Raw genomic sequence first — 23,946 nt, 5'->3', positions numbered from 1 at the left:
TCCCCACACAAGTTATTTGGTCTATATTGTTAATGTAGCGCCTGCGATCTCTACCGCAGGAAGGAGGCGAATTATATATAAGCCTCAGATCTTGTCAACGTTTTTTTGAACTTTAATTCGATTAAACACTCAACCGAACCGAACAACAAAACACCAACCTAATACTCATGATCAATCGAGGAAAAACCAAGACCTTTCAACTACTTAAGATGCAGTTCAACTGAACAACTTCCGTCTCAAGAGCGGCGCATTATAGACAGATCTGAGCACCCGTCAACCCCTTTATGAACCTTTTGTGAATTTAGTTTCAACGAAGCCGATTTGTCTCTGCAATTTAAGTAATACACATGACTTAAGTGAGTATTTGCAGCTGCATTTACATAACTGGCTATACATCAACAGAACTCCCTCACTCGTCAGTACCTATTCAACTTAATGACAGAATACAAGACCACTCGATGAGAGGATTAGGTACAACTGCTTAGCTAGACATACCTGCACCATCTAATAATTAAGATCAAAAATAATCACGCCATAAACTCACATACCTTAACTTTACATAGTTAACCCAACCAAGCACTTTGCAGGTAGAACTAAAGACGCTATTAAATAAACAGACACAAAAAAGGCGGTCACTATAAATAATGATCGCCTTTTAAAACCAAGAGTCACGCTTAGGGATATATATCTTTTAGTTTACGCGTTAGTGTATTTCTACCCCAACCTAGCAAGTCTGCAGCTTCCTTTTTTCGTCCCGCTGTTTGCTGCAAGGCAACCTCAAGCGCTAAACGCTCGAACTCTGGCGTTAAATCATCAAGTATTCTCGATTCACCCGCATTCAAACGTTGCTGTATCTCATGAGTTAACAATGCACGCCAATCACCTATGGGCTGTGACTCTTCAGCATCCATTAATTCCGGTGGCAAATCATCCATCGTAATTTCGCGACCAGATGCCATAACAGTCATCCAACGACTAACATTTTCTAACTGCCTTACATTGCCTGGCCATGACAGTGTTTGGAGAAAGTCACTAACCTCTGGGAGCAACGTCTTCCTCTCAACCTGAAGATCCTCTGCCGCCCTTTGCAAAAAGTGACCCAATAACAATGGAATATCCGTACTCCGCTCTCGCAAAGGTGGTATTTGCACTCTTATAACGTTTAAGCGGTGAAACAAATCCTCTCGAAACAATCCATCACGCACTCTATCTTCAAGATCTTGATGGGTTGCTGCGATCACACGCACATCGACATCTATGGGTACATGCCCACCCACTCGGTAAAACTTACCATCAGATAAGACTCGCAACAGTCTAGTTTGTAGGTCTGCAGACATATCCCCTATTTCATCAAGAAATAGCGTTCCATGATTCGCCTGCTCAAATCGACCCTTACGAAGCGCATGTGCACCTGTAAAAGCGCCTTTTTCATGACCGAATAACTCAGACTCTAATAGCTCTTTGGGTATTGCCGCGGTATTAATAGCAATAAAAGGCTTACCCGCTCTCGGACTATGCTCATGCAAAGCTGCTGAAACTAACTCTTTACCCGTTCCAGACTCACCCGTAATTAATACCGAGATACTAGATTTACTTAAACGACCTATCGCGCGAAACACACCCTGCATTGCTACCGACTTTCCGATAATTCCTGACTGATTCAGATCCTTATCTTCACTAACTGCAGGCGTGGTTTCTTGAAGACTCTTACTATGTTCAAGTACTCGCCTAGCTAACTCAATTGCTTCATTTATATCAAAAGGCTTAGGGAGGTATTCAAATGCACCGCTTTCATAAGCAGATACTGCACTATCCATATCTGAATGTGCCGTCATGATTATGAATGGCAAATCTACATATTGCTCACGGACACGAGCCAGCAACTCAAAACCATCGATATCAGGCATTCTAATATCACTGATTATTGCAGCAGGCTGGTCTCTTTTTAACGCTCGCAATAGGTCGCTTGCAGACTCAAAGCAACGTACTTCCATATTAGCTCGGGTTAACGCCCGTTCAAGGACCCACCGAATCGATTGATCATCATCAACAACCCATATAGATTCTGATTGATTCATTCTGCTTTACTCCTGAGCCTGTATGGGTAATAACAAGGTGAAACGTGTATCACCGGGGGTAGATTGAAACTCTATTAAACCGTCATGTGCATTAGCTAAGGATTGTGCAATCGACAAACCTAGACCCGTACCATCAGCCGAACCACTGACCATTGGAAAAAAGACTTTGTCTTTAATCTCTTCAGGTATACCGACACCGTTATCAATAATTTGTAGTTTTAGTACTAATCTGTGTATTTTTTGATTCATCAAAAAGCGTCGAATAACACGCGTTTTAAAGATCACCTCACCTTCATTACCAACTGCTTTCAGTGCATTGACCACCATATTCAATACTATTTGAATCAGCTTATCCTTATCTGCGCGCATTTCTGGAATGCTAGGGTCGTAATCAAAGCGAATATTTACCTTAGATGGAATATCGACACTGACTAACTTTCTTACACGCTCAAGCACTTCATGTATGTTGATATCTTCTTGAATGGTTGGGGATTGGGATCCCGACATTCGATCAACTAATACCTGTAGACGATCCGCCTCAGATATAATAATACTTGTGTACTCTCGCAGCTCCGGACTTGGAAGCTCTGTCTCTAACAGCTGGGCAGCGCCACGCAAACCACCTAATGGGTTCTTAATCTCATGAGCCATGCCACGAACTAAACTTTGCGTTGTTTGCAACTGACTAAGTAATGTCTCTTCCTGAGTAATACGTAGCTGCTGGTCAATGCGATACAACTCTATAAGTACAGCATCCAACTCCCCATCAATTAACATAGGACTTACAACAATATCTGCAATAACAATTCCATCGTGACTCGTTGTAAAGTGCAACTCTCTAAGTGACTGTACTTCTCTAGTATCAACTGACTTTTCAAGCACCCAACCTAGAATATCTTCTTTAAGTAAACGCTGGTAAGGCTTACCTTCCATGCGCCGTATACTACTACCAAATAATATTTCGGCAGATGCGTTCATATATTGAATATCAAGTGACTGTGTAAGCATTAATACGCCCGTAGCCATTGCATCCGCTATATCAATAAATTCTGTTTTCATTCATTCCCTTTTGATCTCTATACAATCAAATAAATGACTACTTGTTTTCAACTATTGTAACAAGCAATTATCAGGCCAATCAGGCGTGACCTTATTACACCCACACAATGCACCATAAAAGACACCAAACAGGTGCAATGGTAGCACCATATAGCACCAAGATGGTGCTTAAGCTCTTTTTTGGCGCACCAACTACAGCAGTTCATCTCCCATCAAGCTTACTTTTACTAGCTGTATAAAAGTTGGCATGGGAAATGCTTAGAAACTATTAGCAACAACCTGTAGCACTTTGCTACTAGAAGTCTGGGCTATCTAGGCTTCGTTAAACGTTTGTTATTTTTTTACGATTCAGGAGAGTTTCTGCAATGAAGTTAATCACTGCAATTATTAAACCTTTCAAATTAGACGATGTTCGGGAAGCACTTTCCGAAATCGGTGTAGCAGGTATCACTGTTACAGAAGTGAAGGGATTTGGGCGTCAACAGGGTCACACTGAGCTTTATCGCGGAGCTGAATATGTTGTGGATTTCCTACCTAAAGTAAAAATCGAAGCAGCTGTTGGTACTGATCTTGTCGACAAGGCAATTGAAGCTATTACTAAAGCAGCAAACACAGGAAAAATCGGAGATGGAAAAATCTTCGTTACTCAACTAGAACAGGCTATTCGTATCCGTACTAACGAAACTGGCCCAGCGGCATTATAAAGACAGGAGTTTGACCTAATGGAAAACAATGTATTTGAGTTGCAATATGCAATGGATACCTTCTACTTCCTAGTGTGTGGTGCACTAGTAATGTGGATGGCGGCTGGTTTCGCCATGCTTGAAGCTGGTTTAGTTCGAAGCAAAAGCACAACTGAAATCTTAACAAAGAACGTTGCACTATTCGCAATCGCTTGTACTGCTTACCTTGTTGTTGGTTATGACATCATGTATGGAGACGGTGGTAGCACTTTATTCCTAAGTGGTATTGCGCTTGATGGTGCAGCTGATGCTGACTCTCTAACTGCTTCTGTACTAGCAGCATCTGCTGAAGCTGGCTTTAGTGGTGACTCTGTTTATTCTGACGCTTCTGACTTCTTCTTCCAGGTTGTATTCGTTGCTACTGCAATGTCTATCGTTTCTGGTGCGGTTGCTGAGCGCATGAAGCTATTCTCTTTCCTAGTGTTCGCACTAGTAATGACGGCATTCATTTACCCAATGGAAGGTTCTTGGACTTGGGGTGGTAAATCAGTATTCGGTCTATACAGCCTAGGTGATGACTACTCTTTCACTGACTTTGCTGGTTCTGGTATCGTTCACATGGCTGGTGCATCTGCTGCACTTGCTGGTGTTATCTTACTTGGCGCTCGTAAGGGTAAGTACGGTAAAGACGGTAAGATCACTCCAATTCCTGGTTCAAACCTACCACTAGCGACACTAGGTACATTCATTCTTTGGATGGGTTGGTTCGGATTTAACGGTGGTTCTGTACTTAAGCTTGGTGACATTGCTAGTGCAAATGCTGTTGCAATGGTATTCCTTAACACTAACGCTGCTGCTGCTGGTGGTGTAATCGCTGCACTATTCGTTGCTAAGATCTTATTCGGCAAGGCTGACTTAACAATGGTACTTAACGGTGCATTGGCAGGTCTTGTTGCAATCACTGCTGGTCCTGATACTCCTACGCCTCTATACGCAACGCTTATCGGTGCGGTTGGTGGTGTAATTGTCGTGTTCTCTATCTTGTTCTTTGACAAGATTAAGATTGATGATCCAGTAGGTGCTATCTCTGTACACGGTGTAGTTGGCCTTTGGGGTCTTCTAGCTGTTCCTTTGACTAACGATGGCGCTACATTTATGGGTCAGTTAGTTGGAGCAGGTACAATCTTTGTTTGGGTATTCGTTACTTCATTCATCACGTGGTTATTGATCAAAGCGATCATGGGCATCCGTGTGACAGAAGAAGAAGAATACGAAGGTGTTGATATTGGTGAGTGTGGTATGGAAGCATACCCTGAGTTCACTAAGCGTTAATAACCTTATTACTTAAGTAGTATCTAGGCCGAAGCAGTTAAATGCTCCGGCTTTTTTTATGGCTGAAAATAAGTACAGAATGCCCATGCTCTCACGGCTTAATCATACACAGTCAACAGAAACTCACCCTTCACAATAACGACTGACTAGCAGCAAGCCTTACCTCATTTAAGACAATCCGTTACACTGCCGCTCATGTCAAAAAATACATCCTTCTCCGAACGAGTCCTCACTTGGTTTGACCAAAATGGTCGTAAAGACCTACCTTGGCAGCACCCAATCACACCCTACCGTGTGTGGATATCAGAAATAATGCTACAGCAGACGCAAGTTGCGACCGTTATTCCATATTATGAAAAATTTATGGAGAGCTTTCCTGATCTTTACAGTCTCGCCAATGCGCCAACAGACGAAGTTCTAAAGCACTGGTCCGGCTTGGGCTATTACGCAAGAGCGCGTAACTTACATAAAGCAGCGCAACAAATTAGGGATGATTTTTATGGGGAGTTCCCAAGCACATTAGATGAAGTGGTTTCATTAAGTGGTATTGGACGCTCAACCGCTGGCGCTATTCTCTCGATTGCCTTTCAACAGCGCCAAGCAATTTTAGATGGTAATGTTAAGCGTGTCTTAGCTAGACACAACACAATCGAAGGTTGGTACGGCAAGACCTCAGTACAAAAAGAACTTTGGGAAATTGCGGAAGAGCTACTTCCTACTAATGTACCCGCCAGTCGTAATGCTGACTATACTCAAGCAATGATGGACTTAGGGGCAACACTTTGTACCCGCAGCAAACCAAATTGCTCAGCCTGCCCACTTCAAGACGATTGCCAGGCTTTCTTAACGGGAACCGTTACGAAATACCCGACACCAAAACCTAAGAAAGTTGTCCCTGAACGTAGTGCTGTCATGCTACTCATCCATAACTCATCGGACATTTACCTAGAGAAGCGACCACCTACTGGTATCTGGGGTAGTCTATGGTGTTTCCCTCAGTTTGATGGCATTGATAGTGCAAAAGAGTGGCTTAGCGACAACGGTTATGACTCAAGCATTATTGATACTGCAAGCGCTTTACCGAACTACAAACATGTATTTAGTCACTTCAAACTGACCCTAACACCATTGCTCATTCAACAACCAAATCAGCAAATTAGCACGGTTAGGGATACAGACGACACTGTTTGGTATAACATAAACGATGAATTTGAAGGGGGTCTTGCGACACCTGTTCAAGATTTATTGATGATATTTAAGGAATTAAGATTATGAGTCGAATGGTAAACTGTGTTCTTCTAAAGAAAGAAGCAGAAGGTCTTACACGTGTACCCTACCCTGGTGATTTAGGTAAGCGTGTTTTTGAAAATGTTTCTCAAGAAGCATGGACTCAATGGGTTAGCCACCAAACTATCCTAATGAATGAGTACCGCCTATCTCCTATCAATCCTAAAGACCGTAAGTTTTTAGAAGAAGAAATGGATAAGTTCTTCTTTGGTGATGGCCCTTCTGCGATAGACAACCTGACACCACAAGGTTAAGTAGTCTTATGCCTTCCGCATTCCTTTCAGCAACGGTGATTGAAAATTTCAAATGGGCAGATAACCTTTTTTCACTAAAGTTATCTGTTGAACTTGGACCTTCTAAAGCTGGCCAATTTATTCGGCTCAAACTGAAAGTGGGCGATGAATACATTGCTAAGCCCTATTCATTAGTTAACCCACCCAATGAAAAGTATGCGGAAGTGCTATATAACACAGTCAAAGATGGCGTAATGTCTCACGCTTTATCGACCTTAAAATCTGGAGATATGATTGAAATATCCCAACCAGCCGTCGGTTTCTTTGTTATTGAAGAAGTACCTGACTGTAAACATCTTTGGATGATGGCGACGGGTACAGGCTTAGGCCCCTACTTATCAATCTTACAAGCCCCGAGAGTGTGGGAACGTTTTGAAAAGATTGTTTTGGTGCATGCTGTATCTTATGAAAATAACCTAGCTTATGAGCCACTGATCCAACAACTGAGCGACCAACACCCTGAACAATTAAGCTACATACGTATAGTTAGTCAAGAAAAGACAAGCGATGCGTTGCAAGGACGTATTCCAGCGTTGATCGTTAGCTGTGAGTTAGAAGAAAAAGCAGGTGTTACAATTTCGACTGAAAATAGTCAGGTGATGCTTTGTGGTAACCAACACATGATTGCTGATACACGGGCTCTATTAAAAGAAAGAGGCTTAAAAAAGCACCTACGACGTAGCCCCGGCCATATCACAACAGAACAGTATTTTTGACTGGCAACATCTATGAATAAAACGAACATTCTTTGGTTACGTAAAAATTTACGAATGCACGATAACCCGACGCTACTGCATGCGAGTAATCACTCGGAAAAGTTAGTCTGTGTATTCATATACGATGAAGTCATTCACTACAAACAGCATGGCGTCGACAGCCTAGGCCCTTACCGTGCAAAGTTTCTCTGGGAAAGCTTAAGCTCGCTAAAAAAATCACTACAGGCTGTAGGTAATGACCTTCTTATCCTTCAAGGTGATGCTGTTGAAATATTAAAATCACTACATGAAGAAGTGAATGCAGCGACTATATTTACTCAAACTGAGTGCGGACAATGCGAACAAGAGCAGGAACAAGCTGTTTCGCAGTTTTGTAACCTTGAAACGATTAATATCACGACTTTGCTCAATTGTGACCAACTTCCTTTTAGCAAAGAAACATTGCCCAATAACTTCATTGTATTTCGTCGCTTGATTGAACAGCAGTGGGAAGCACAGAAATCGATGGTTAGCAAATGCTGCGAAACACCGAAAACACTTCCTCCTGTACCTGACACACTTAAAACACAATCACTGTCTGTAAACCCAGCCTCAGAGAGCAAACCTCAGTCAGCTAAGGCCTCTTTTCTCTTTAAAGGTGATGAGCAAAGTGGGCTTGATAGAGTAGAGCAATTTATCTGGAACGGTACAGGACTAGAAAATTATCGTGATACCTGCAATCAATTATTAGGCGCAGATTACTCAAGCAAGTTATCACCGTGGATTGCTAATGGCAGCGTGTCAGTGCGTTACGTTTATCATGAAATTCGTAGATTTGAGCAAGAACGTATAGAAAATGACTCTACGCGCTGGGCCGTTTGCGAATTACTTTGGCGTGACTTTTTTCACTTTAACGCCTTAAAACATGGGTCCAGCATATTTTCAAAAGGTGGAATACAGTCCAATAGTTGCTCGAAAAAATCAATTGATATTGATCAATGCCACTTAGTCCAAAACTGGTGCAAAGGTGAAACAGGGAATCGTTTCGTTGACGCAATCATGAAAGAGCTATTAGAAACTGGTTACCTTAGTAACCGTGGCCGCCAGTCTATATCTGCATACTTTGTTAAAGAAATGGGTTCTGACTGGAGACTAGGCGCAAGCTGGTTTGAACATCTACTAATAGATTTTGAACCCTGCAACAATTACGGCAATTGGAACTTCCAGTCAGGTATTGGCCACGATGTGAAAAAGCTGGCTAACTTCAGTATTGACCAAGAAGCACAGCGTTATGACCCTCAGCAAGCCTATCAAAACTACTGGCTTGGAGATCATTCAGAAGCATAGGGATTTAAAGGTTTCTTATTTAATGTGGTACTTCTAAGTACAACGAACTTTATAGCCTCGCTGCTAATAAGCTTCCTAGATAATCTATTAATTATACTAACAGTGAGAGTATGACTACCTCTGTCTAGGTTAGTCATATTTGCTACTTTTGAAGTCCCTGTAAGCACCTCTTTTCCATCCAGATTAAAAACGATTTTATCACCCGGCCGTAGCTTGGGTGAAAATGATAATGCTACAGATACATCACCATCGTTAGCTCTAATCGCCTGACTTTGTTTAGGTGCAATAACGTTTAATTGTTCATATACAACTACTTTAGGTTTGCTAACTACCGCTCTACTTGCTGGAGGCTTCGCCTTCATTTCAGTTTCAGCAGCTTGATAACGATCAGCAAACCCTTCTAAAACTGTTAGCTTTGGAGGATTCAATGGTATCGCAGTCACTCCCTGAGGTGGTGTATCTCCGAAAACAAGATTCCCCGACTTATCCGTCCAACTGAACATGCCGGCCATTAAAATACTAGGTGCGCACGCACCAAGGATTAGCAATAAGTAATTCCGCATTTTATTAAACCTTATCTGTTACTATTTCTACTCACAGTTTAGCAACATATTGAAAAGCTCGGGAAAAATCCCGACAACAGGACATTGATTAGGAGATATGAATGGCAAAGGCACTGAGTAAAACTGAAGAAAAGACATGGGCGATGGCTGCTCACATGTCGGCATTATTTGGCTTAATTTTTCCACCGGGGCTAGTGCTTGGTCCTTTATTGGTTTGGTTATTCAAGCGAAATGAAAGCACAGTAGTCGATAAAAATGGAAAAGAGGCGATTAACTTTCAGGGAACAATTTTAGTAGGTACTTTTATACTAGCCATTCTCTCTGCCGCGTCTACTATATTTTTATTACTAACATTGATTGTTGGTATTGCAGGACTTGGACTGGCCGTTTATGGCGGTATTCAAGCAAAGAAAACAGGTTCGTACACCTACCCTTTCGCAATTCGCTTAATTAAATAAATAGTGGGCCGCTGATACTAGTGGCCTATTTTTACTTTTCACGAGTATTTTATGGCTGACTTGGGTGCAACCAAAACCATAAAAATAGCGTATCATGTAGTGTCGACATTTTATTACCCAATGAATTTATGCCCTCTACAGCTATAGCAAATCCAACAACTAGTGCCTCTACACCATGGCTTTGGCCTTTGCTAATTCTTCTAATTATAGCAATCCCAACAGGTGTAATTGTTTATTCTCAGAAGATCTCGAAACAAGTTGATAGCATTGAACAAGAGCAGGTATCTCAATACCAGTCTCGGGATTATTTATTGGCACAATCAGATGCGCTAAACATCAACTGGATGAGGACACTAAACTCTATTGCGAAGGATATAAAGGGCGATATTGTTTGGAGCACGTCGATTCAAAAAGGCATCATGCGCTTTGTAAACTTACCTAAGCTACCTAGCGATAGGCAGTACCACTTACTTGCCTATGACTTACAAAGCAGTAGCCAAGATCCTATATCAATCGTGAAATTCACACCTGAGATTAAAGTCCCAACAGAGATGCTAGTACCATTTACCACTGACCGCACCATTGGTAAGCCGTATAAGTTTATGGTGATGCTTGACTACAAAGACAGCTCTCTCACTGACGAGCCATTACTCTTAGCACAACCTTAGTTGTCGATGAATATTATGCGTTCGTGAATAACGATAGGATAAGTCTGAATTGCAACTTCACCAGGTTCTGCAGTTGGTAGTCCGCTACGTACATCAAATCTAGCGCCATGCAAAGAACATTCAATATCGTGCCCTTTCAAACAGCCATAAGACAATGGAAAGTCTTCATGACTGCAGAGGTCTTTAACGGCGTAATATTCCCCAGCTACATTACAAAGTAACAGTGTATCACCATTGCTTGTGATACGCTTTATTGCTCCAGGCTTTAGCTCATCTAGCTCTGCCACTTTAATCATTGGATACTTACCTTGGAAAATTTTTGGATTATCGGGTGCGGTGACATTGGGCGCCGAGTAGCTTTAAGACTCAAAGACTCAACACAAAATAAGCCGTTCAAAACCACTGCGTTAGTTGTGTCGGATAACTCAGTTAAGAGTTGCCAGTCATTAGATATACCCACACTACAGCATGACTTGGATAGTACCGAGCCACTTTACACCGCTGAGTTTCTAAATGGAAAAGTATTTTATTTCGCTCCGCCACCAAAGGATGGAGAGACAGATACTCGCTTAGCCAACTTCTTATCGGAGGTCGGAGACGCTCCAAAGCGGATAGTTTTAATTAGCACTACAGGTGTTTATGGTAACTGCAATGGAAGCTGGGTAGACGAAAATACACCGCTAGATCCACAGACAGGACGTGCTAAACGCCGTGCTTCTGCTGAGCAATTACTACAAGAATGGGCAAAAAAGTATGATCGTGAATATATTATATTACGTGTTCCAGGCATCTATGCCTTAGACCGACTACCTCTAACCAGACTAGAAAAAAAACTTCCTATTGTAAGAGCATCTGAAGCAGCTTTTACCAACCGCATTCACGCTGATGACTTAGCTGAAATTTGTATTCAGGCAATGCAAAGCTCATTAACAGGAGAGGTTTTTAATGCAACAGATGGAACACCTGGCACTATGGTCGAATATTTCAACCAAGTCGCTGACTACGCGAACTTACCTAGACCAAAACAAATAAGTCTTAAAGAAGCAGAAGAAAAATTAAGTCAAGGTATGCTGTCATACGCACTTGAGTCGCGACGTATTGGAAATGAAAAGTTACTTAAATTGTTAAACGTTAAACTGAAATACCCAACATTGGCTGACACTTTAAAAACGCCTTAATCACCTAGCGCTAACCACTCTTTTACAACATATTCTGCGGATAAATGACGCACAGAGCTCAGTGCATTTTTTTGACAGTGGCGTAACAAAGTCTCATCATTAAACATTTGATCCATCGCTTCAGTTAATGCGACTTGGTTGCCGTTTTCAACCAACAAACCATTTTCACCATCAATAACAATTTCGCGTGGGCCTGTAGGACAATCTGTCGCAACAACTGGGCACGATAAAACCAAGGCTTCAATGAGAACCATTGGAAATGCTTCAGTACGACTAGATAGCACAAGAAACTTTGCGCCTGTTAAATACTCGAAAGGGTTTGACTGAACACCCGTTAAAATAACTTTATCTTCCAACGATAAGGATTTTATCTGTTGCTCTAGTCCAGAACGCATTTCGCCCTCACCTATTAACAACAAATCACACTCGTCTTTTAATTTGGACTCCGCATAAGCGTCTATTAACAAGTCTAAACGCTTAACTTCATTTAAACGCCCCAAAGCAACAATATAGGGACGTTCATGTTTATAAAGTAATTGGCCTTGCGCTTGTATGTCTGCAAACGACACTAGATTATAAATACGCGACACACTCTTCATGTTGAAGTCTTCACGCAACAGTGTTGCGACATCTTCAGATACGGCAACAATATGTTTAGCTCGCGGATACGTGAGACGCATCAACGTCGCTTCGTATTTATTCAACTCATGAGGATTGCAATGAACCGATAAAATCGACTCTTTAGATGCTAAAGCCGTTACAAAATTAGCGGACTCCATAAAACTAAAGATAAGATCGTATTTTTCGGCTCGGAGATGTTTTTTAAGTCGCCATGTACGTTTAAATATATTCAGCGCTTTACCAAACGTACTCTGCTGGTCTGGGCACTCTATATTAACTATTCGGCAAGGGACGTCATATTGACGATGCTGGTCCTGAAAAACAATGACAGATACATCATGATCTTTAGATAGTGCAGCAGCAAGGTTCAACGCAGAGCGCTGACCACCACCGAGTACTAAGTCTGAAATCACTATGGCTATTTTTTTCATGGATTAACACGTCAACTTCAAAGTTTTTTATACATTATTAGAGACGCCAAAGAAAACGTCTAATTCCCAATCATGCTACTGCTTTGCAAGTTTTATGTAAATATACATAGGACAAGCTGCACTTTGATAATGATCAACGAGGTTGATTAATTTTAGTATGTTAAATGATAATCAATTTTCTTAAGCCAACTCTTCTCTCGAAGTAAGTCGGCCTCCAAAAGCTCTCGATTTTCATGACCTTTATTATATTTAATAGACACATTATAACCTTCAACAGCAACATCTGGAGTGATCTCGTTCATGTCTCTACGGCGGTGTAACAACACCGCTAACCTCACCATAATACTAAGACGCATGATGGTTTTTTGGTTTTGCTCAGATATATCTTGGTAGCGACTAAAATCGACTTTGCGGCGGTGAGACTTAACTAGAGTAGCCAACCACGCTTGTTCTCGCTTTGAAAAACCGGGCATGAAAGCATACTTCAATATATGCGCACCCTGAAAGTGGTGCTTATTATGTGTGATTGCTAAACCAATTTCATGCAAACTAGCCGCCCAGCATAATAACTGGCGATGGTTTGAAGTTAAGGACCAATCTTTTTTCACTTGATCAAATAAGTGTGATGCTGTTTTGTGAACATGATGTGCTTGAGCTTTATCGATATTAAAGCGTTGGCTCAACTCTTCTATAGTCCTATCTCGAACATCTTCATGCCTAATTCTGCCGAGCATGTCATAAAGCAACCCTTCACGCAGTGCACCATCAGATACAGTCATCTCTGTGATATTTAAAGCTTCAAATACTGCAATCAAAACCGCTAAGCCACCTGCATAAACAGGCTTTCTATCATCACTTAAGCTAGGCAAATTAAGATCATCAACTGATCCTGCTTTGATCATACGATCTCGAATACTGTAGAGCGCTTTAAGCGTAATTCCAAAACGCTCCAACTCGAGCGCTAAAATAACATTGAGTGTGGTTTTGATTGTGCCTGAGGAGCCTGTTGCTAATGACCAATATTTTTTGGCATAAGCCTGCTCAATAGGTAAAATTTCTAAGCGAATACCAAGACTGGCTTTCTCCCAGCACTTCTTGCTTAAATCACCGCCTTTAAAGAATCGCTGAGTGCTACTAGCCGCACCAATATCAAGGCTCTCTAATTTTAAAGGATGGAAGTCTGCACCGATAATAAACTCAGTACTTCCGCCACCAATATCAATAACTAGCTGCTTACCGTGATCATTTGATAATGTATGAGCGACACCGAGGTAGACAAGACGAGCCTCTTCTTGACCAGACACAATTTCAATCGGGTGACCAAGGAGCTTACTGCCTTTGCTTACGAACGCGTCGGATTGACGCATATTTCGCAAAGTATTTGTTCCAGCAACACGAACATTTTTTGGATCAATGTTACGTAAGCGATCACTAAACCGTTGCAAGCATTGGTACGCTCGCTCTTCTACGATTGGATCTAGCTCACCCTTTTTATCTAGGCCACCACGAAGGCGAACCATTTCTTTTTCTTTATCGATTAGGGTTAGATTGCCGTTTTCGTCTGCTCGAGACACAATCATGTGGAAACTATTTGATCCCAAATCAACGGCAGCTAACATTTGCCCCGTTAATGGGTTGTTACTTGGTGAATTAGCCATACGCCCCTTTAATCTTCTAAAACAAGATTGTCACGATGAATCAGCTCACTCTCTCCCATGTAACCCAATTTTTCTGGAAAAAGCTGACTCGGTGTTTTACATATTTTTATCACGTCGTGGCTAGCGTAATTACACAGCCCTCGCGCTATTATTTTACCGTTACCATCGACACAATTAACTCGATCGCCTCGCTTAAACACACCTTCACAACGAACCACCCCGACGGCTAATAAACTTTTTCCTTTATTAGCCAGCGCTGACGCAGCGCCTGCATCAAGATGAAGTGTTCCTTTTGCTTGAGTTTGCCCAGCAATCCACTGCTTACGAGCCGCTAATTTTGTCGCTTCTGGCATCAGCAGCGTGCCTATATTTTCACCATTTCGCAAGCGAGTAAGCACATTTTCTTCACGCCCAGAAACAATCACAGTCGCACAACCTGATTTAGCTGCTCGCCTTGCAGCTTTGACCTTAGTGGCCATACCACCACTACCAATCGCAGTACCAGCAGCCCCAGCAAATTTAACATAGTCAGGATTCATAGCAGAACCTTCACTAATAAACATTGCATCTGGGTTTAAACGCGGATCGCTGTCGTAAAGGCCTTTTTGATCCGTCAAAATAACCAATAGATCAGCCTCAATCAAACTAGCTACCACAGCGCCTAAGGTATCATTATCACCAAGACGAATTTCTTCGAAAGCAACCGTGTCATTCTCATTCACTATCGGAATTGTGCCTAAGCGAATCAAGGTACGTAGTGTGTTTTTTGCATTGAGGTAACGAAGACGATGACTCACATCATCATGCGTCAATAGAACTTGCGCCGCTTGTGCACCGTACTTTTGAAACTCAGTTTGATAGGCCTGAATTAACCCTGCTTGACCGACTGCCGCGGCTGCTTGAAGTTCAGGCAGCGATGTTGGACGAGCGGCCCAACCCATGCGACTCATACCTTCGGCAATAGAGCCGGAGGAAACCAATACGACTTCGATTCCCTCCTCTCTTAACTGAGCAATTTGCTTCGCCCAATCAGCGATAGCCGTATAATCAAGTCCCTTACCATCTTGCGTTAGTAAGGCACTGCCGATTTTAACAATCCAGCGGTGACTCTTTTTTGTGTATTTTATACGGCTCATATCGCATTATTTTAACTGTTGTGGCTAGATGGCTCGACAATCATTGCCTGCTCATCAATGTACTGCATGATTTTATAACCCAAGTCTTTTGTTCCAACACTTGTGGCTGCTGAAATAATAAACGCTGGGCCTTTCCAATCAAGCTTATCAATGATTTGCTGACAGTGTGCTTCAGTTTCATCATTAGGCAGTAAATCAATCTTGTTCAGAACCAACCAACGCTCACGAAGGCCTAATTCATCACTGTACTTCACTAGCTCATTTTCGATAACACGAACCGACTCAACTGGATCGCTTTCGTCAACCGGCGCCACATCAACAATGTGTAATAGCAAACTAGTACGAGAAAGATGCTTAAGGAAGCGCACGCCTAAACCTGCCCCTTCTGCTGCACCTTCGATCAAACCCGGAATATCCGCAATTACGAAACTCTTATAGTTCGCAACCTTCACCACACCCAAATTAGGGTAAAGCGTCGTAAACGGATAGTCTGCAATTTTAGGTCGAGCTGATGACATACTAGAAATCAGCGTCGACTTTCCTGCATTAGGTAATCCTAATAATCCAACATCTGCAAGTACACGCATCTCAAGACGAAGCTGACGTAACTCACCTGGCGAACCAGGCTTTGCTTGACGAGGTGCACGGTTTACAGAACTTTTGTATCGCAAGTTCCCCAGACCATGAAAACCACCCTGAGCAACCAAAATGCGACCACCATCTTCAGTGATATCACCGATTAGCTCATCAGTTTCATCATCGTAGACTGCTGTACCAATAGGAACTTCAAGCTCCTTATCTTCGCCACGATGGCCCGTCATATTACGACTCGCGCCATTTTTTCCACGGCCCGCTTCAAAATGACGTGAGTGACGATAGTCAACTAGCGTACTTAGATCTTTACTACCGACCAAATACACACAACCACCATCGCCACCATCACCACCATCCGGTCCACCGTATTCGATGTACTTTTCTCGGCGGAAACTGACGAATCCATTACCGCCGTCTCCGGCTTTTATCTGAATACGCGCTTCATCTACAAATTTCATTGAATTATTATCTTAAAACCTAAAGGTTATTTCTTAGTGCTGGTGTCCACCAGGACCGTGTGGGTGACCATGGCTGATTTCTTCTTCAGTCGCATCACGCACATCAAGGATATCAACATTGAAATGCAACGTTTCACCCGCCATCGGGTGGTTGCCATCAATTTTAATAGTATCGCCGTCAATTGCAGCAACCGTAATGATTTCAACACCTTGATCTGTCTGTGCTTGGAACTGTGCACCAACGACCATTTCTTCGTCAGGAATGTTACCAAACATGTCGCGAGGAACGTCTTGAGTCAAACTTGGGTTGCGCTCGCCATAAGCGGCTGCTGGCTCAATAGACACAACGATGTTGTCGCCAGCTTTACCTGACTCAAGCGCTTGCTCTAAACCAGGGATCATGCCGCCAACGCCGTGCATGTATAAAAACGGGTTGTTCTCGTCCGCTACGTCCAAAATTTCACCCGCGTCATCTTTAAGCGTGTAATGAAGTGTAGCAATAGAGTTTTTTACGATGGTCATGCTGCTGTCCAAACTATGAGAAAACAACGAATTTTGACACACTTGCTAGTTGAACGATAGTAACTGGTCGGATTTAAATGCAGCTTGTCGAGTGGTAGTTCTCAAGCAGTCAAAGCAAATGATAGAATATTCATCAAATAACACTAATAGCTAATAACAAATATAAAAAGGTACACCAATATGGCTAAGCTATCTGAAATCAAGGGTATTACAATTCGTATATCCTACCTGATCGAAGCTCAAGGCATTAAAACAGTTGAGTCTCTACTAGATTATTGCAGTACTCCTAAGGGTCGTAAAGACTTATGTGAAAATGCAGGCCTAGAACACAAAGACGTTCTCACATGGGCTAATCGTGCAGACCTTGCTCGTATTAAAGGTATTGCAACACAAAATGCTGACTTACTTGAAGCCGCAGGCGTAGACACCGTACCAGAGCTTGCTCAGCGTAATCCTGAAAACCTTCATGCTGCCATTTTAGAAGAAAACAACAAGCACCGTATTGTGTCTAAAATGGCCAGTTTAAACCAAGTTAAGGACTGGGTTTCCCAAGCGAAAGAATTGCCTCGTGTAATCAACTACTGAGTTTGGCACAATGGGCACGGCTTCATTTTCTCTTGGAATAACTCATGTCCGTGTATCTTCTGCTCTACTCATTGTTGTGGTATGTACTGTGCCCTATCATCTTGATTCGTCTTTTTTGGCGCTCTCGACAAAATAGTGCCTACCGTCAGCATTGGCAACAACGACTTGGATATATCAAGCTTGATAAAAAACCACGTATTTGGCTTCATGCGGTTTCGGTTGGCGAAACCGTTGCAGCCAAACCCTTGGTTGATGCACTCATAAGTCGCTATCCTACTCACCAAATTCTTGTTACAAACACAACACCTACCGGCTTAGAAACGTCCGTTCGCCTCTATGGTGATAGCGTTGAACATAGCTATTTCCCTTATGACGCTCCACATATGGTGAGCCGTTTTCTTAAACGAGCTAATCCTGACCTACTAGTCATCATGGAAACAGAGATTTGGCCAAATCTAATTTCTGCCTGTAATAACCATAACGTCCCTACCTTAATTGCTAATGCTCGCTTATCTCAACGCTCCACCAAGGGATATGCGCGACTCAGTAAATTGATTGCACCTGTCCTTAAAAAGGTTTCTCATATTGCCTGTCGTAGTGAACAAGATATTGAGAACTTTATAACTATTGGTGCTAATCCAAACTCACTGGGCATGGCTGGTAATATCAAATTTGATATTTTAAACAATCAGAACACTGACACTAAACCCGCACTAAAAGAGCAGTTAGCTAGTTCTTGTTTGGTCTGGGTCGCTGCCAGTACACACAAAGGAGAGGATGAAATTATCCTCGACTGTTACGCAACACTTAAACAACAATTCCCATCCCTTATTTTGATTTTAGCACCGCGCCATCCAGAACGTTTCAATGATGTTTATACCCTTTGCTCACAAACGCCCTTCACTACCGATCGTCGTAGTGAGAATAAAGTATTTAGTACCAACACTGAAATAATACTAGGCGATAGCTTAGGTGAAATGGCGTACTGGTATGCAGCAGCAGATGTAGTTTTCGTCGGAGGCACATTAGTAGAAACCGGTGGTCACAACCCACTTGAAGCATCAGTCTTTGGCGTACCGGTTGTAACAGGGCCCGCAGTATTTAACTTTGAGGATGTGTTTAAAATATTAACGGAGGCGGATGTTGCTTGGGTGGAGCACTCACCAAAACAATTAACTGAGCGATTAAGCAGCCTATTAACACTGGATATCGAGGATAAAAACGCATTGAAACAACGCGCGATTAAAACACTTGAAACAAACCAAGGCGCTACTCAACTTATTATGGAACAAGTCGAGCAGCTACTGCCCTAGTCGTTTGGCTATAAGGAATTAACTACTTCCCTGCTGCTTTGGCTTCTCGCTCTGCTTTCAAACGAAGTAGCTCTTCTAGCTCTTCGTCTTCAGTCATGACTTTATCTTCTTCTACAACAATTTCTTCAAGAGATAGACTACTCAACTCTTCCGCTCGAGCTTGCTTCGCTTCAGCCGTATCTTGACCTGGAGCATCTTGCATAAGATTGATTTTCACCTTCATGTTATTAGGTGAGTCGGCATTTTTAAGCGTTTCATCAAGTGAAATACGTCCTGCCTTGTAAAGCTTGAGCAAGTGACTATCAAACGTCTGCATACCTAACTCTTCAGACTTCTCCATGATCTCTTTCAAGGCATGAACATCACCCTTCATAATCAAGTCTTGAACCATCGGTGTACCAATCAAAATTTCGATAGCTGCGACACGCTTTCCATCAATAGTGGGAATAAGACGCTGAGAGATAAAAGCTTTGATATTTAGTGAGATATCCATCAACAGCTGCTTATGGCGCTCTTCTGGGAAAAAGTTAATAATTCGATCTAACGCTTGGTTAGCACTGTTAGCATGCAAGGTAGACAGACATAGATGCCCTGTTTCAGCAAACGCCAAGGCATGCTCCATTGTTTCTTCGGTACGGATCTCACCAATCAGAATAACGTCTGGCGCCTGTCGTAATGTATTTTCCAGCGCGTCCTCATAAGAGTCGGTATCAACACCTACCTCTCGCTGACTCACTAAGCATTTTTTATGCGGATGCACGTACTCAATAGGATCTTCAATCGTGATGATATGTCCTGTTGAGTTTGCATTTCGGTGATCAATAAGTGCAGCCAAAGAAGTTGACTTACCAGACCCCGTTCCACCAACAAATAAAATCAACCCTCGCTTATCCATGATGACTTCTTTCAGCACCGCTGGCAGACCTAAAGAGTCGGCATTAGGAATATCAACTTTGATATTACGTATCACCATCGCTAAGTGTGTACGTTGTTTAAATATGTTAATTCGGAATCGACCAATCCCCGGCTCATCAAGCGCTAGGTTCATCTCAGGCTTTTTTTCAAACTGCTTCTGTTGATCTTCATTCATCAACTCAGCTGCAAGTTCATTCAGCGTTTGGGCATCCAGCTTATCGGGGCCAAGTGCACGTAATGTGCCTTGGAACTTAGCCGCTGGAGGTGCATTAAACGTGAGGTATAAATCAGAGCCATCGTTTTTCACGAGGATGCGAAGTAAGTTTTTGAAGTCCATTGTGATCACCGGATCTTGTTATTATATTTACAGTGTATAAGGAGTTAGAAAATAATGAGTTATTTTCCGACAAACAGAGCATTAGTCACTTCTGGCTGTGTTCAAACAAAAAAGCCGCCACACAATACTGTAAAAACTACAGCACCACGTGACGGCTTATGTATCAGCTGTCGCTGTTACTCAACGCGTACACCAAAGGTAAGTGATACCGCGTCTCCTGCAATAACGTTTCCAGCATTTCCAGCAACCATACCTGTGTCACCCTCTGGAGGCTGAGTGGTAATCGTACCCACAGTTATTACTGGTAGAGTACCACCGTTAGTGAAGTGAGTCGTAAACTCAGGAATCGAATCATCAATTCTCACGTTTACAGCTAAGCCAGCACTCTGATTAGTCGCTGTTAACTGATACAGCACGCAAGTATTAGGGCCCGCTTGGAAAGTATCAAAGCTAAAACTGAAACCACTATCAACCGCACCATCACAGTTAGCATCCGGACCTTGACGTTTAGCTATCGTCATATTGCTTTTAGCTACATACGTCATGTCTTGCGCTGAAACAGTTACAACAACTGGAGTACTACCACCCGCATCAGTTGATCCTGAAGCAGTGATACCCGTTAAGTTAGTTGCACCTAGTGGAGCACTAGAGGGCGCAAATACCTTAGCAAAAATTATCTGAGTCTCACCCGGAGCAAGCGTATAAGTTCCAACTGGCTGATCAGCTGATGACAATACACCGTCACCATCAGTATCTTCGTATAGCTTAGTTGTCCAACCTTCAGCAGACAGTGTGTCAGTCGCAGCAAGGGTAATATCTGTAAACGTAGTATTACCTGGATTATGCAAATTATGTACATAAGTCTGCGTTCCACCTGGCTCAACTTGAGCGTGGTGATCAGGCTCTAGAATCAATCTATGGTCTGCAGTCAAGTACACCGCATCATGCTTGATATCACTAACGCCTGTTAACGGTGACTCAGCTTTAAAGTAAATACTAACCGCATTTCCATCAAATGCTGTACCTGCTGCAACACTCACTTGAGCACAGATTAACTTACTCGTATTTGGTGCAATGATTGACGTATTACTAACAACTGGCCCAAGTACTGAACAGTCAGTCGCGCCGGCATCAACATGGAATGAAACACCCCAACCTGCTGGTAATGATCCTTTAGCAAATGGGTCATCTTTACTGTAGCTAAGGTCAAAACTATCAGCGACGTCACTGATGTTATTGATGTAAAGCTGGAACACTCCTGACTCGCCCGGCGCAAACACTAACTGCGTTTGAGCGGTTGTTTCAGGCCCTATGCCTTCACCCTTGACACCTGCACCACCAATTGCTGCAACGTTAGTAATATCGACGCCACTACCCGTAATTTCAACGAGGTGATCTGTTACTGAGCTAGTTATAGATGGGTCGGTTGTTGACGTTGCTGTCTTAGTTACGTCAAATCCCAAACCACTATTATCTCCAACTGAACTGCCAGTCATTGGTAGCTTAGCTTTCAGTACAACATTATAGAACTCGCCAGCACCTAAAGGGCCTGTATCAGCCACGCTTGAGTTGTCGGTATCTAACAACGGTGTAAAACCATCACTTTGATACAGCGTAAACGTCGTTCCAGCAGGGAATGTAGAAGCAACCTCGTCTACACTAATATCAAAAGTATCCGTGCTATTACCACGATTCCAAATAATATTATCAAACGCTACTGTACTACCTAATGTGCCTGTCGCTTGATTGACTGGCTCTTCAGCACCTTCAGTATTAATAGTATCCGATCCGTTAGCGACAACACCCGGTGTTGAGATAACTTCTAATGGCACTGTATTCGTTTCTTGGTCTGCAATGACTACGCTACCGTTATTGTAGCTAAACTCACCCGTATTCAAAAGAGTCTGAGCGTCAATATCGCTATCCAACTCTACTTGGAAGCTAATCGTACCGCTATCGCCCGAAATAACCTGAGCTATGACTGCCGTTACTTGATCTTCTATATTGGTACAGCTTGTATCATAAGCACAATAAACAACGGTATCAGTACCGACACCCTGTGCATCACCTGGGTTAGCATCCGTAAGTACAACAGCACTCCCAGTTAAGCTCCACTCAGCTGAACCATCAACATAGGTCATACCTACTGGCAGCTCATCGATTAACGTTACGTCTGTAGCGTCACTCGTGCTTTGGTTACCATACGTTAGCGTTACCGTGTATGGACCAGTTCCTGCTTCACCACTATTAGCGCTAATGCTCTTAGTGACAGTAATAACGGCTTTATCAGAAACAATAACTTCATCTGTGTTTATTATTGTCTGTAGTGTCGGATCGAATTCACTGGTACCCGTCACATCAAACTCACCAGTATTTCCATCCAATGCAGTCAATGGCACTTTGGCACTAACAACGAAGTAGAATGACTCACCGGCTGCTAATACACCTGTTGTTGTAATTGGCGTATTACTGTCAGCAACACCATCTTGATTAGCATCAGGATAAATATTGATCGAGTCGAAATCAAAAGTATCACCAGTGTTATCACTGGCGCCTAGTGTAAAGGAGTCATCTCCATTACCTGTGTTAGTTAGAATATGTGGGAACGATGTAACTTGATCCGCAATTCCATAACGCGACTGGCTTTGCTCTAAAGCAAATGCACCAACCTGCTGTATAAGTGTTTCAACTAAGTTAGACGTCGTCGTTTGTTCAATGCCTGACGAATCTTTATAAGTTGCTGTCGCTTGGTTTTTAATGACAGTACCTGCAGCGGGTGCTGCTGCTAACACCGGCCCTGAGATCAATAAAAAGAAGACCATCAGGTAGTTTATTAAATTACGACTTTGTTTATTTTTAATCATTTTACAAGCCTATTATCTTACGTTGTAAGCATATCCCCATACCCACTAATTAAGGCCTTACCCAGTAGGCAAGACCTTAATTGTGTACTATCTACTTCACTGGTGCTGGAGCATTAAAAGATGTACTTTGTGGTCGAATAGTTAGACTCAAAGGACGTCCCGCTGCATCAAGCAACATCAACTCGACACGTCGATTAATGACTCTCTCATTCGTGCTATTACCAAGAATCGGCAACTCTTCACCCAGTGGTGAAACAAGAATACGATCTTTTTCTAAGCCTTTAGCTATCAGGTAAGATTGAACTGTATTTTGACGTTTTAATGCCAACTTACGGTTATAACTTTCAGAACCTTTACTATCCGTAAACGCTTGAATACTTAACTTCAACTTAGGATTCTTCTTCAATACCAATAAGTCACGATCCAATCGAACATGCTCTTCCACATTCAAGGAAGCTAAGTCAAAGCCGAAGTAAACTGCAGGCTCCCAGACTTCGCCCAACATCGGCTGTTTGATGTACTTATTAACCGTTTTAACTCTCTCAACAACTTTGACCTTCTCAACAATCTTAACCTTCTCAACCACTTTAATGGTTGGAACCTCTTTAATTGTCTCAACGATCTTAATGGTTGGAACCTTCTGAATACGATCAACGTATTTAATGGTCTCAACAGGTTTGATCTTTTCAATGATGCGGTCTTTATGAACCACTTCTTTGACTATCTTAATACGTTCCTCTACCTTGGCCTTTGGCACTTCACATAGGTCTTCGTACTTAGCGTACAAATCACTGGTGCTTGCACACCCACCTAAAAGTGTCATCGCACCGACTACCGGCAGGATACGCTGAGCTAACTTGCGACGTTTCAT

General features: G+C 42.5%; 23 protein-coding genes. 11 read left to right on the top strand and 12 right to left on the bottom strand.

Going from position 1 to position 23,946, the window contains the following annotated elements; genetic code table 11:
* Positions 1-674 precede the first annotated feature (674 nt).
* Both ntrC and glnL read right to left on the bottom strand, forming a co-directional pair.
* Complete coding sequence (gene ntrC, locus DKT75_RS03155; RefSeq protein ID WP_109821974.1) at positions 675-2,078, bottom strand: nitrogen regulation protein NR(I); 1,404 nt, start codon at positions 2,076-2,078, stop codon at positions 675-677.
* Positions 2,079-2,084: 6 nt separating this feature from the next.
* Entirely contained in the window at positions 2,085-3,137 is a 1,053-nt protein-coding gene (gene glnL, locus DKT75_RS03150) for a nitrogen regulation protein NR(II) (RefSeq protein ID WP_109821973.1), read from the bottom strand.
* Between the two features lie 365 nt (positions 3,138-3,502).
* Between glnL and DKT75_RS03145 the strand changes: the two genes are divergently transcribed.
* The 6 genes from DKT75_RS03145 to DKT75_RS03120 all read left to right on the top strand — a co-directional run bounded on the left by DKT75_RS03145 (position 3,503) and on the right by DKT75_RS03120 (position 8,774).
* Complete coding sequence (locus DKT75_RS03145) at positions 3,503-3,841, top strand: P-II family nitrogen regulator (protein WP_109821972.1); 339 nt, start codon at positions 3,503-3,505, stop codon at positions 3,839-3,841.
* A gap of 18 nt (positions 3,842-3,859) precedes the next feature.
* Complete coding sequence (locus DKT75_RS03140) at positions 3,860-5,152, top strand: ammonium transporter (protein WP_109821971.1); 1,293 nt, start codon at positions 3,860-3,862, stop codon at positions 5,150-5,152.
* Positions 5,153-5,347: 195 nt separating this feature from the next.
* Entirely contained in the window at positions 5,348-6,427 is a 1,080-nt protein-coding gene (mutY, locus tag DKT75_RS03135) for an A/G-specific adenine glycosylase (protein WP_109821970.1), read from the top strand.
* Positions 6,424-6,693 (top strand): oxidative damage protection protein, encoded by a 270-nt coding sequence (locus DKT75_RS03130; protein WP_109821969.1) that lies wholly within the window; start codon positions 6,424-6,426, stop codon positions 6,691-6,693. The genes mutY and DKT75_RS03130 overlap by 4 nt, the downstream gene beginning before the upstream one ends.
* Positions 6,694-6,701: 8 nt before the next feature.
* Positions 6,702-7,448 carry a ferredoxin--NADP reductase gene (locus DKT75_RS03125; protein WP_109821968.1) on the top strand — a complete coding sequence of 249 codons (747 nt, stop codon included), beginning with the start codon at positions 6,702-6,704 and terminating at the stop codon, positions 7,446-7,448.
* A gap of 12 nt (positions 7,449-7,460) precedes the next feature.
* A complete protein-coding gene (locus DKT75_RS03120; RefSeq protein WP_109821967.1) occupies positions 7,461-8,774 on the top strand; it encodes a DASH family cryptochrome in 1,314 nt (437 codons plus the stop codon).
* On the opposite strand, the gene DKT75_RS03115 is transcribed toward DKT75_RS03120, so the two are convergent.
* The gene (locus DKT75_RS03115; RefSeq protein WP_109821966.1) at positions 8,759-9,337 is read right to left on the bottom strand and encodes a DUF4124 domain-containing protein; all 579 of its coding nucleotides are present in this window, start codon (positions 9,335-9,337) and stop codon (positions 8,759-8,761) included. The two genes, DKT75_RS03120 and DKT75_RS03115, sit on opposite strands and share 16 nt — an antisense overlap.
* A gap of 101 nt (positions 9,338-9,438) precedes the next feature.
* On the opposite strand from DKT75_RS03115, the gene DKT75_RS03110 reads away from it, so the two are divergent.
* Together DKT75_RS03110 and DKT75_RS03105 are read left to right on the top strand one after the other, a co-directional pair.
* Complete coding sequence (locus DKT75_RS03110) at positions 9,439-9,795, top strand: DUF4870 domain-containing protein (protein ID WP_109821965.1); 357 nt, start codon at positions 9,439-9,441, stop codon at positions 9,793-9,795.
* 128 nt (positions 9,796-9,923) lie between these two features.
* On the top strand, positions 9,924-10,463 hold the full coding sequence (locus DKT75_RS03105; RefSeq protein WP_109821964.1) for a hypothetical protein: 540 nt from the start codon (positions 9,924-9,926) through the stop codon (positions 10,461-10,463).
* On the opposite strand, the gene DKT75_RS03100 is transcribed toward DKT75_RS03105, so the two are convergent.
* Positions 10,460-10,759, bottom strand: coding sequence for a non-heme iron oxygenase ferredoxin subunit (locus tag DKT75_RS03100; protein WP_109821963.1), 300 nt, complete (start codon positions 10,757-10,759; stop codon positions 10,460-10,462). The genes DKT75_RS03105 and DKT75_RS03100 overlap by 4 nt on opposite strands.
* A gap of 12 nt (positions 10,760-10,771) precedes the next feature.
* Between DKT75_RS03100 and DKT75_RS03095 the strand changes: the two genes are divergently transcribed.
* On the top strand, positions 10,772-11,641 hold the full coding sequence (locus DKT75_RS03095; protein WP_245923047.1) for an NAD-dependent epimerase/dehydratase family protein: 870 nt from the start codon (positions 10,772-10,774) through the stop codon (positions 11,639-11,641).
* Here DKT75_RS03095 and DKT75_RS03090 read toward each other — a convergent pair.
* From DKT75_RS03090 to DKT75_RS03070, 5 genes are all read right to left on the bottom strand, one after another.
* Positions 11,638-12,693, bottom strand: a complete 1,056-nt coding sequence (locus DKT75_RS03090; RefSeq protein WP_109821962.1) for a glycosyltransferase — start codon at positions 12,691-12,693, stop codon at positions 11,638-11,640. The two genes, DKT75_RS03095 and DKT75_RS03090, sit on opposite strands and share 4 nt — an antisense overlap.
* Before the next feature lie 152 nt (positions 12,694-12,845).
* A complete protein-coding gene (locus DKT75_RS03085) occupies positions 12,846-14,351 on the bottom strand; it encodes a Ppx/GppA phosphatase family protein (protein ID WP_109821961.1) in 1,506 nt (501 codons plus the stop codon).
* Positions 14,352-14,359: 8 nt separating this feature from the next.
* Positions 14,360-15,487: a glutamate 5-kinase gene (gene proB / locus DKT75_RS03080; protein WP_109821960.1), complete on the bottom strand. Its 1,128-nt coding sequence runs from the start codon at positions 15,485-15,487 to the stop codon at positions 14,360-14,362.
* Positions 15,488-15,498: 11 nt separating this feature from the next.
* Positions 15,499-16,539 (bottom strand): Obg family GTPase CgtA, encoded by a 1,041-nt coding sequence (gene cgtA, locus DKT75_RS03075; RefSeq protein ID WP_109821959.1) that lies wholly within the window; start codon positions 16,537-16,539, stop codon positions 15,499-15,501.
* Positions 16,540-16,572: 33 nt separating this feature from the next.
* A complete protein-coding gene (locus DKT75_RS03070; RefSeq protein ID WP_109821958.1) occupies positions 16,573-17,061 on the bottom strand; it encodes an FKBP-type peptidyl-prolyl cis-trans isomerase in 489 nt (162 codons plus the stop codon).
* A gap of 180 nt (positions 17,062-17,241) precedes the next feature.
* Between DKT75_RS03070 and DKT75_RS03065 the strand changes: the two genes are divergently transcribed.
* Both DKT75_RS03065 and waaA read left to right on the top strand, forming a co-directional pair.
* Positions 17,242-17,646, top strand: coding sequence for a DUF4332 domain-containing protein (locus DKT75_RS03065; protein ID WP_109821957.1), 405 nt, complete (start codon positions 17,242-17,244; stop codon positions 17,644-17,646).
* 44 nt (positions 17,647-17,690) lie between these two features.
* Entirely contained in the window at positions 17,691-18,959 is a 1,269-nt protein-coding gene (waaA, locus tag DKT75_RS03060) for a lipid IV(A) 3-deoxy-D-manno-octulosonic acid transferase (protein WP_109821956.1), read from the top strand.
* Between the two features lie 22 nt (positions 18,960-18,981).
* Here the strand turns inward: waaA and DKT75_RS03055 are convergent, their stop codons facing one another.
* From DKT75_RS03055 to DKT75_RS03045, 3 genes are all read right to left on the bottom strand, one after another.
* Positions 18,982-20,211 carry a PilT/PilU family type 4a pilus ATPase gene (locus tag DKT75_RS03055; RefSeq protein ID WP_109821955.1) on the bottom strand — a complete coding sequence of 410 codons (1,230 nt, stop codon included), beginning with the start codon at positions 20,209-20,211 and terminating at the stop codon, positions 18,982-18,984.
* Between the two features lie 176 nt (positions 20,212-20,387).
* Positions 20,388-23,075 carry a hypothetical protein gene (locus DKT75_RS03050; protein WP_109821954.1) on the bottom strand — a complete coding sequence of 896 codons (2,688 nt, stop codon included), beginning with the start codon at positions 23,073-23,075 and terminating at the stop codon, positions 20,388-20,390.
* A gap of 91 nt (positions 23,076-23,166) precedes the next feature.
* On the bottom strand, positions 23,167-23,946 hold the full coding sequence (locus tag DKT75_RS03045) for an OmpA family protein (RefSeq protein WP_109821953.1): 780 nt from the start codon (positions 23,944-23,946) through the stop codon (positions 23,167-23,169).

Source organism: Leucothrix arctica, from assembly GCF_003172895.1.
In the GTDB taxonomy this organism is placed as follows: Bacteria; Pseudomonadota; Gammaproteobacteria; order Thiotrichales; family Thiotrichaceae; genus Leucothrix; species Leucothrix arctica.
The sequence above is the reverse complement of the archived record's forward strand: the minus strand, read 5'-3'. Positions and strand labels throughout refer to the sequence as shown.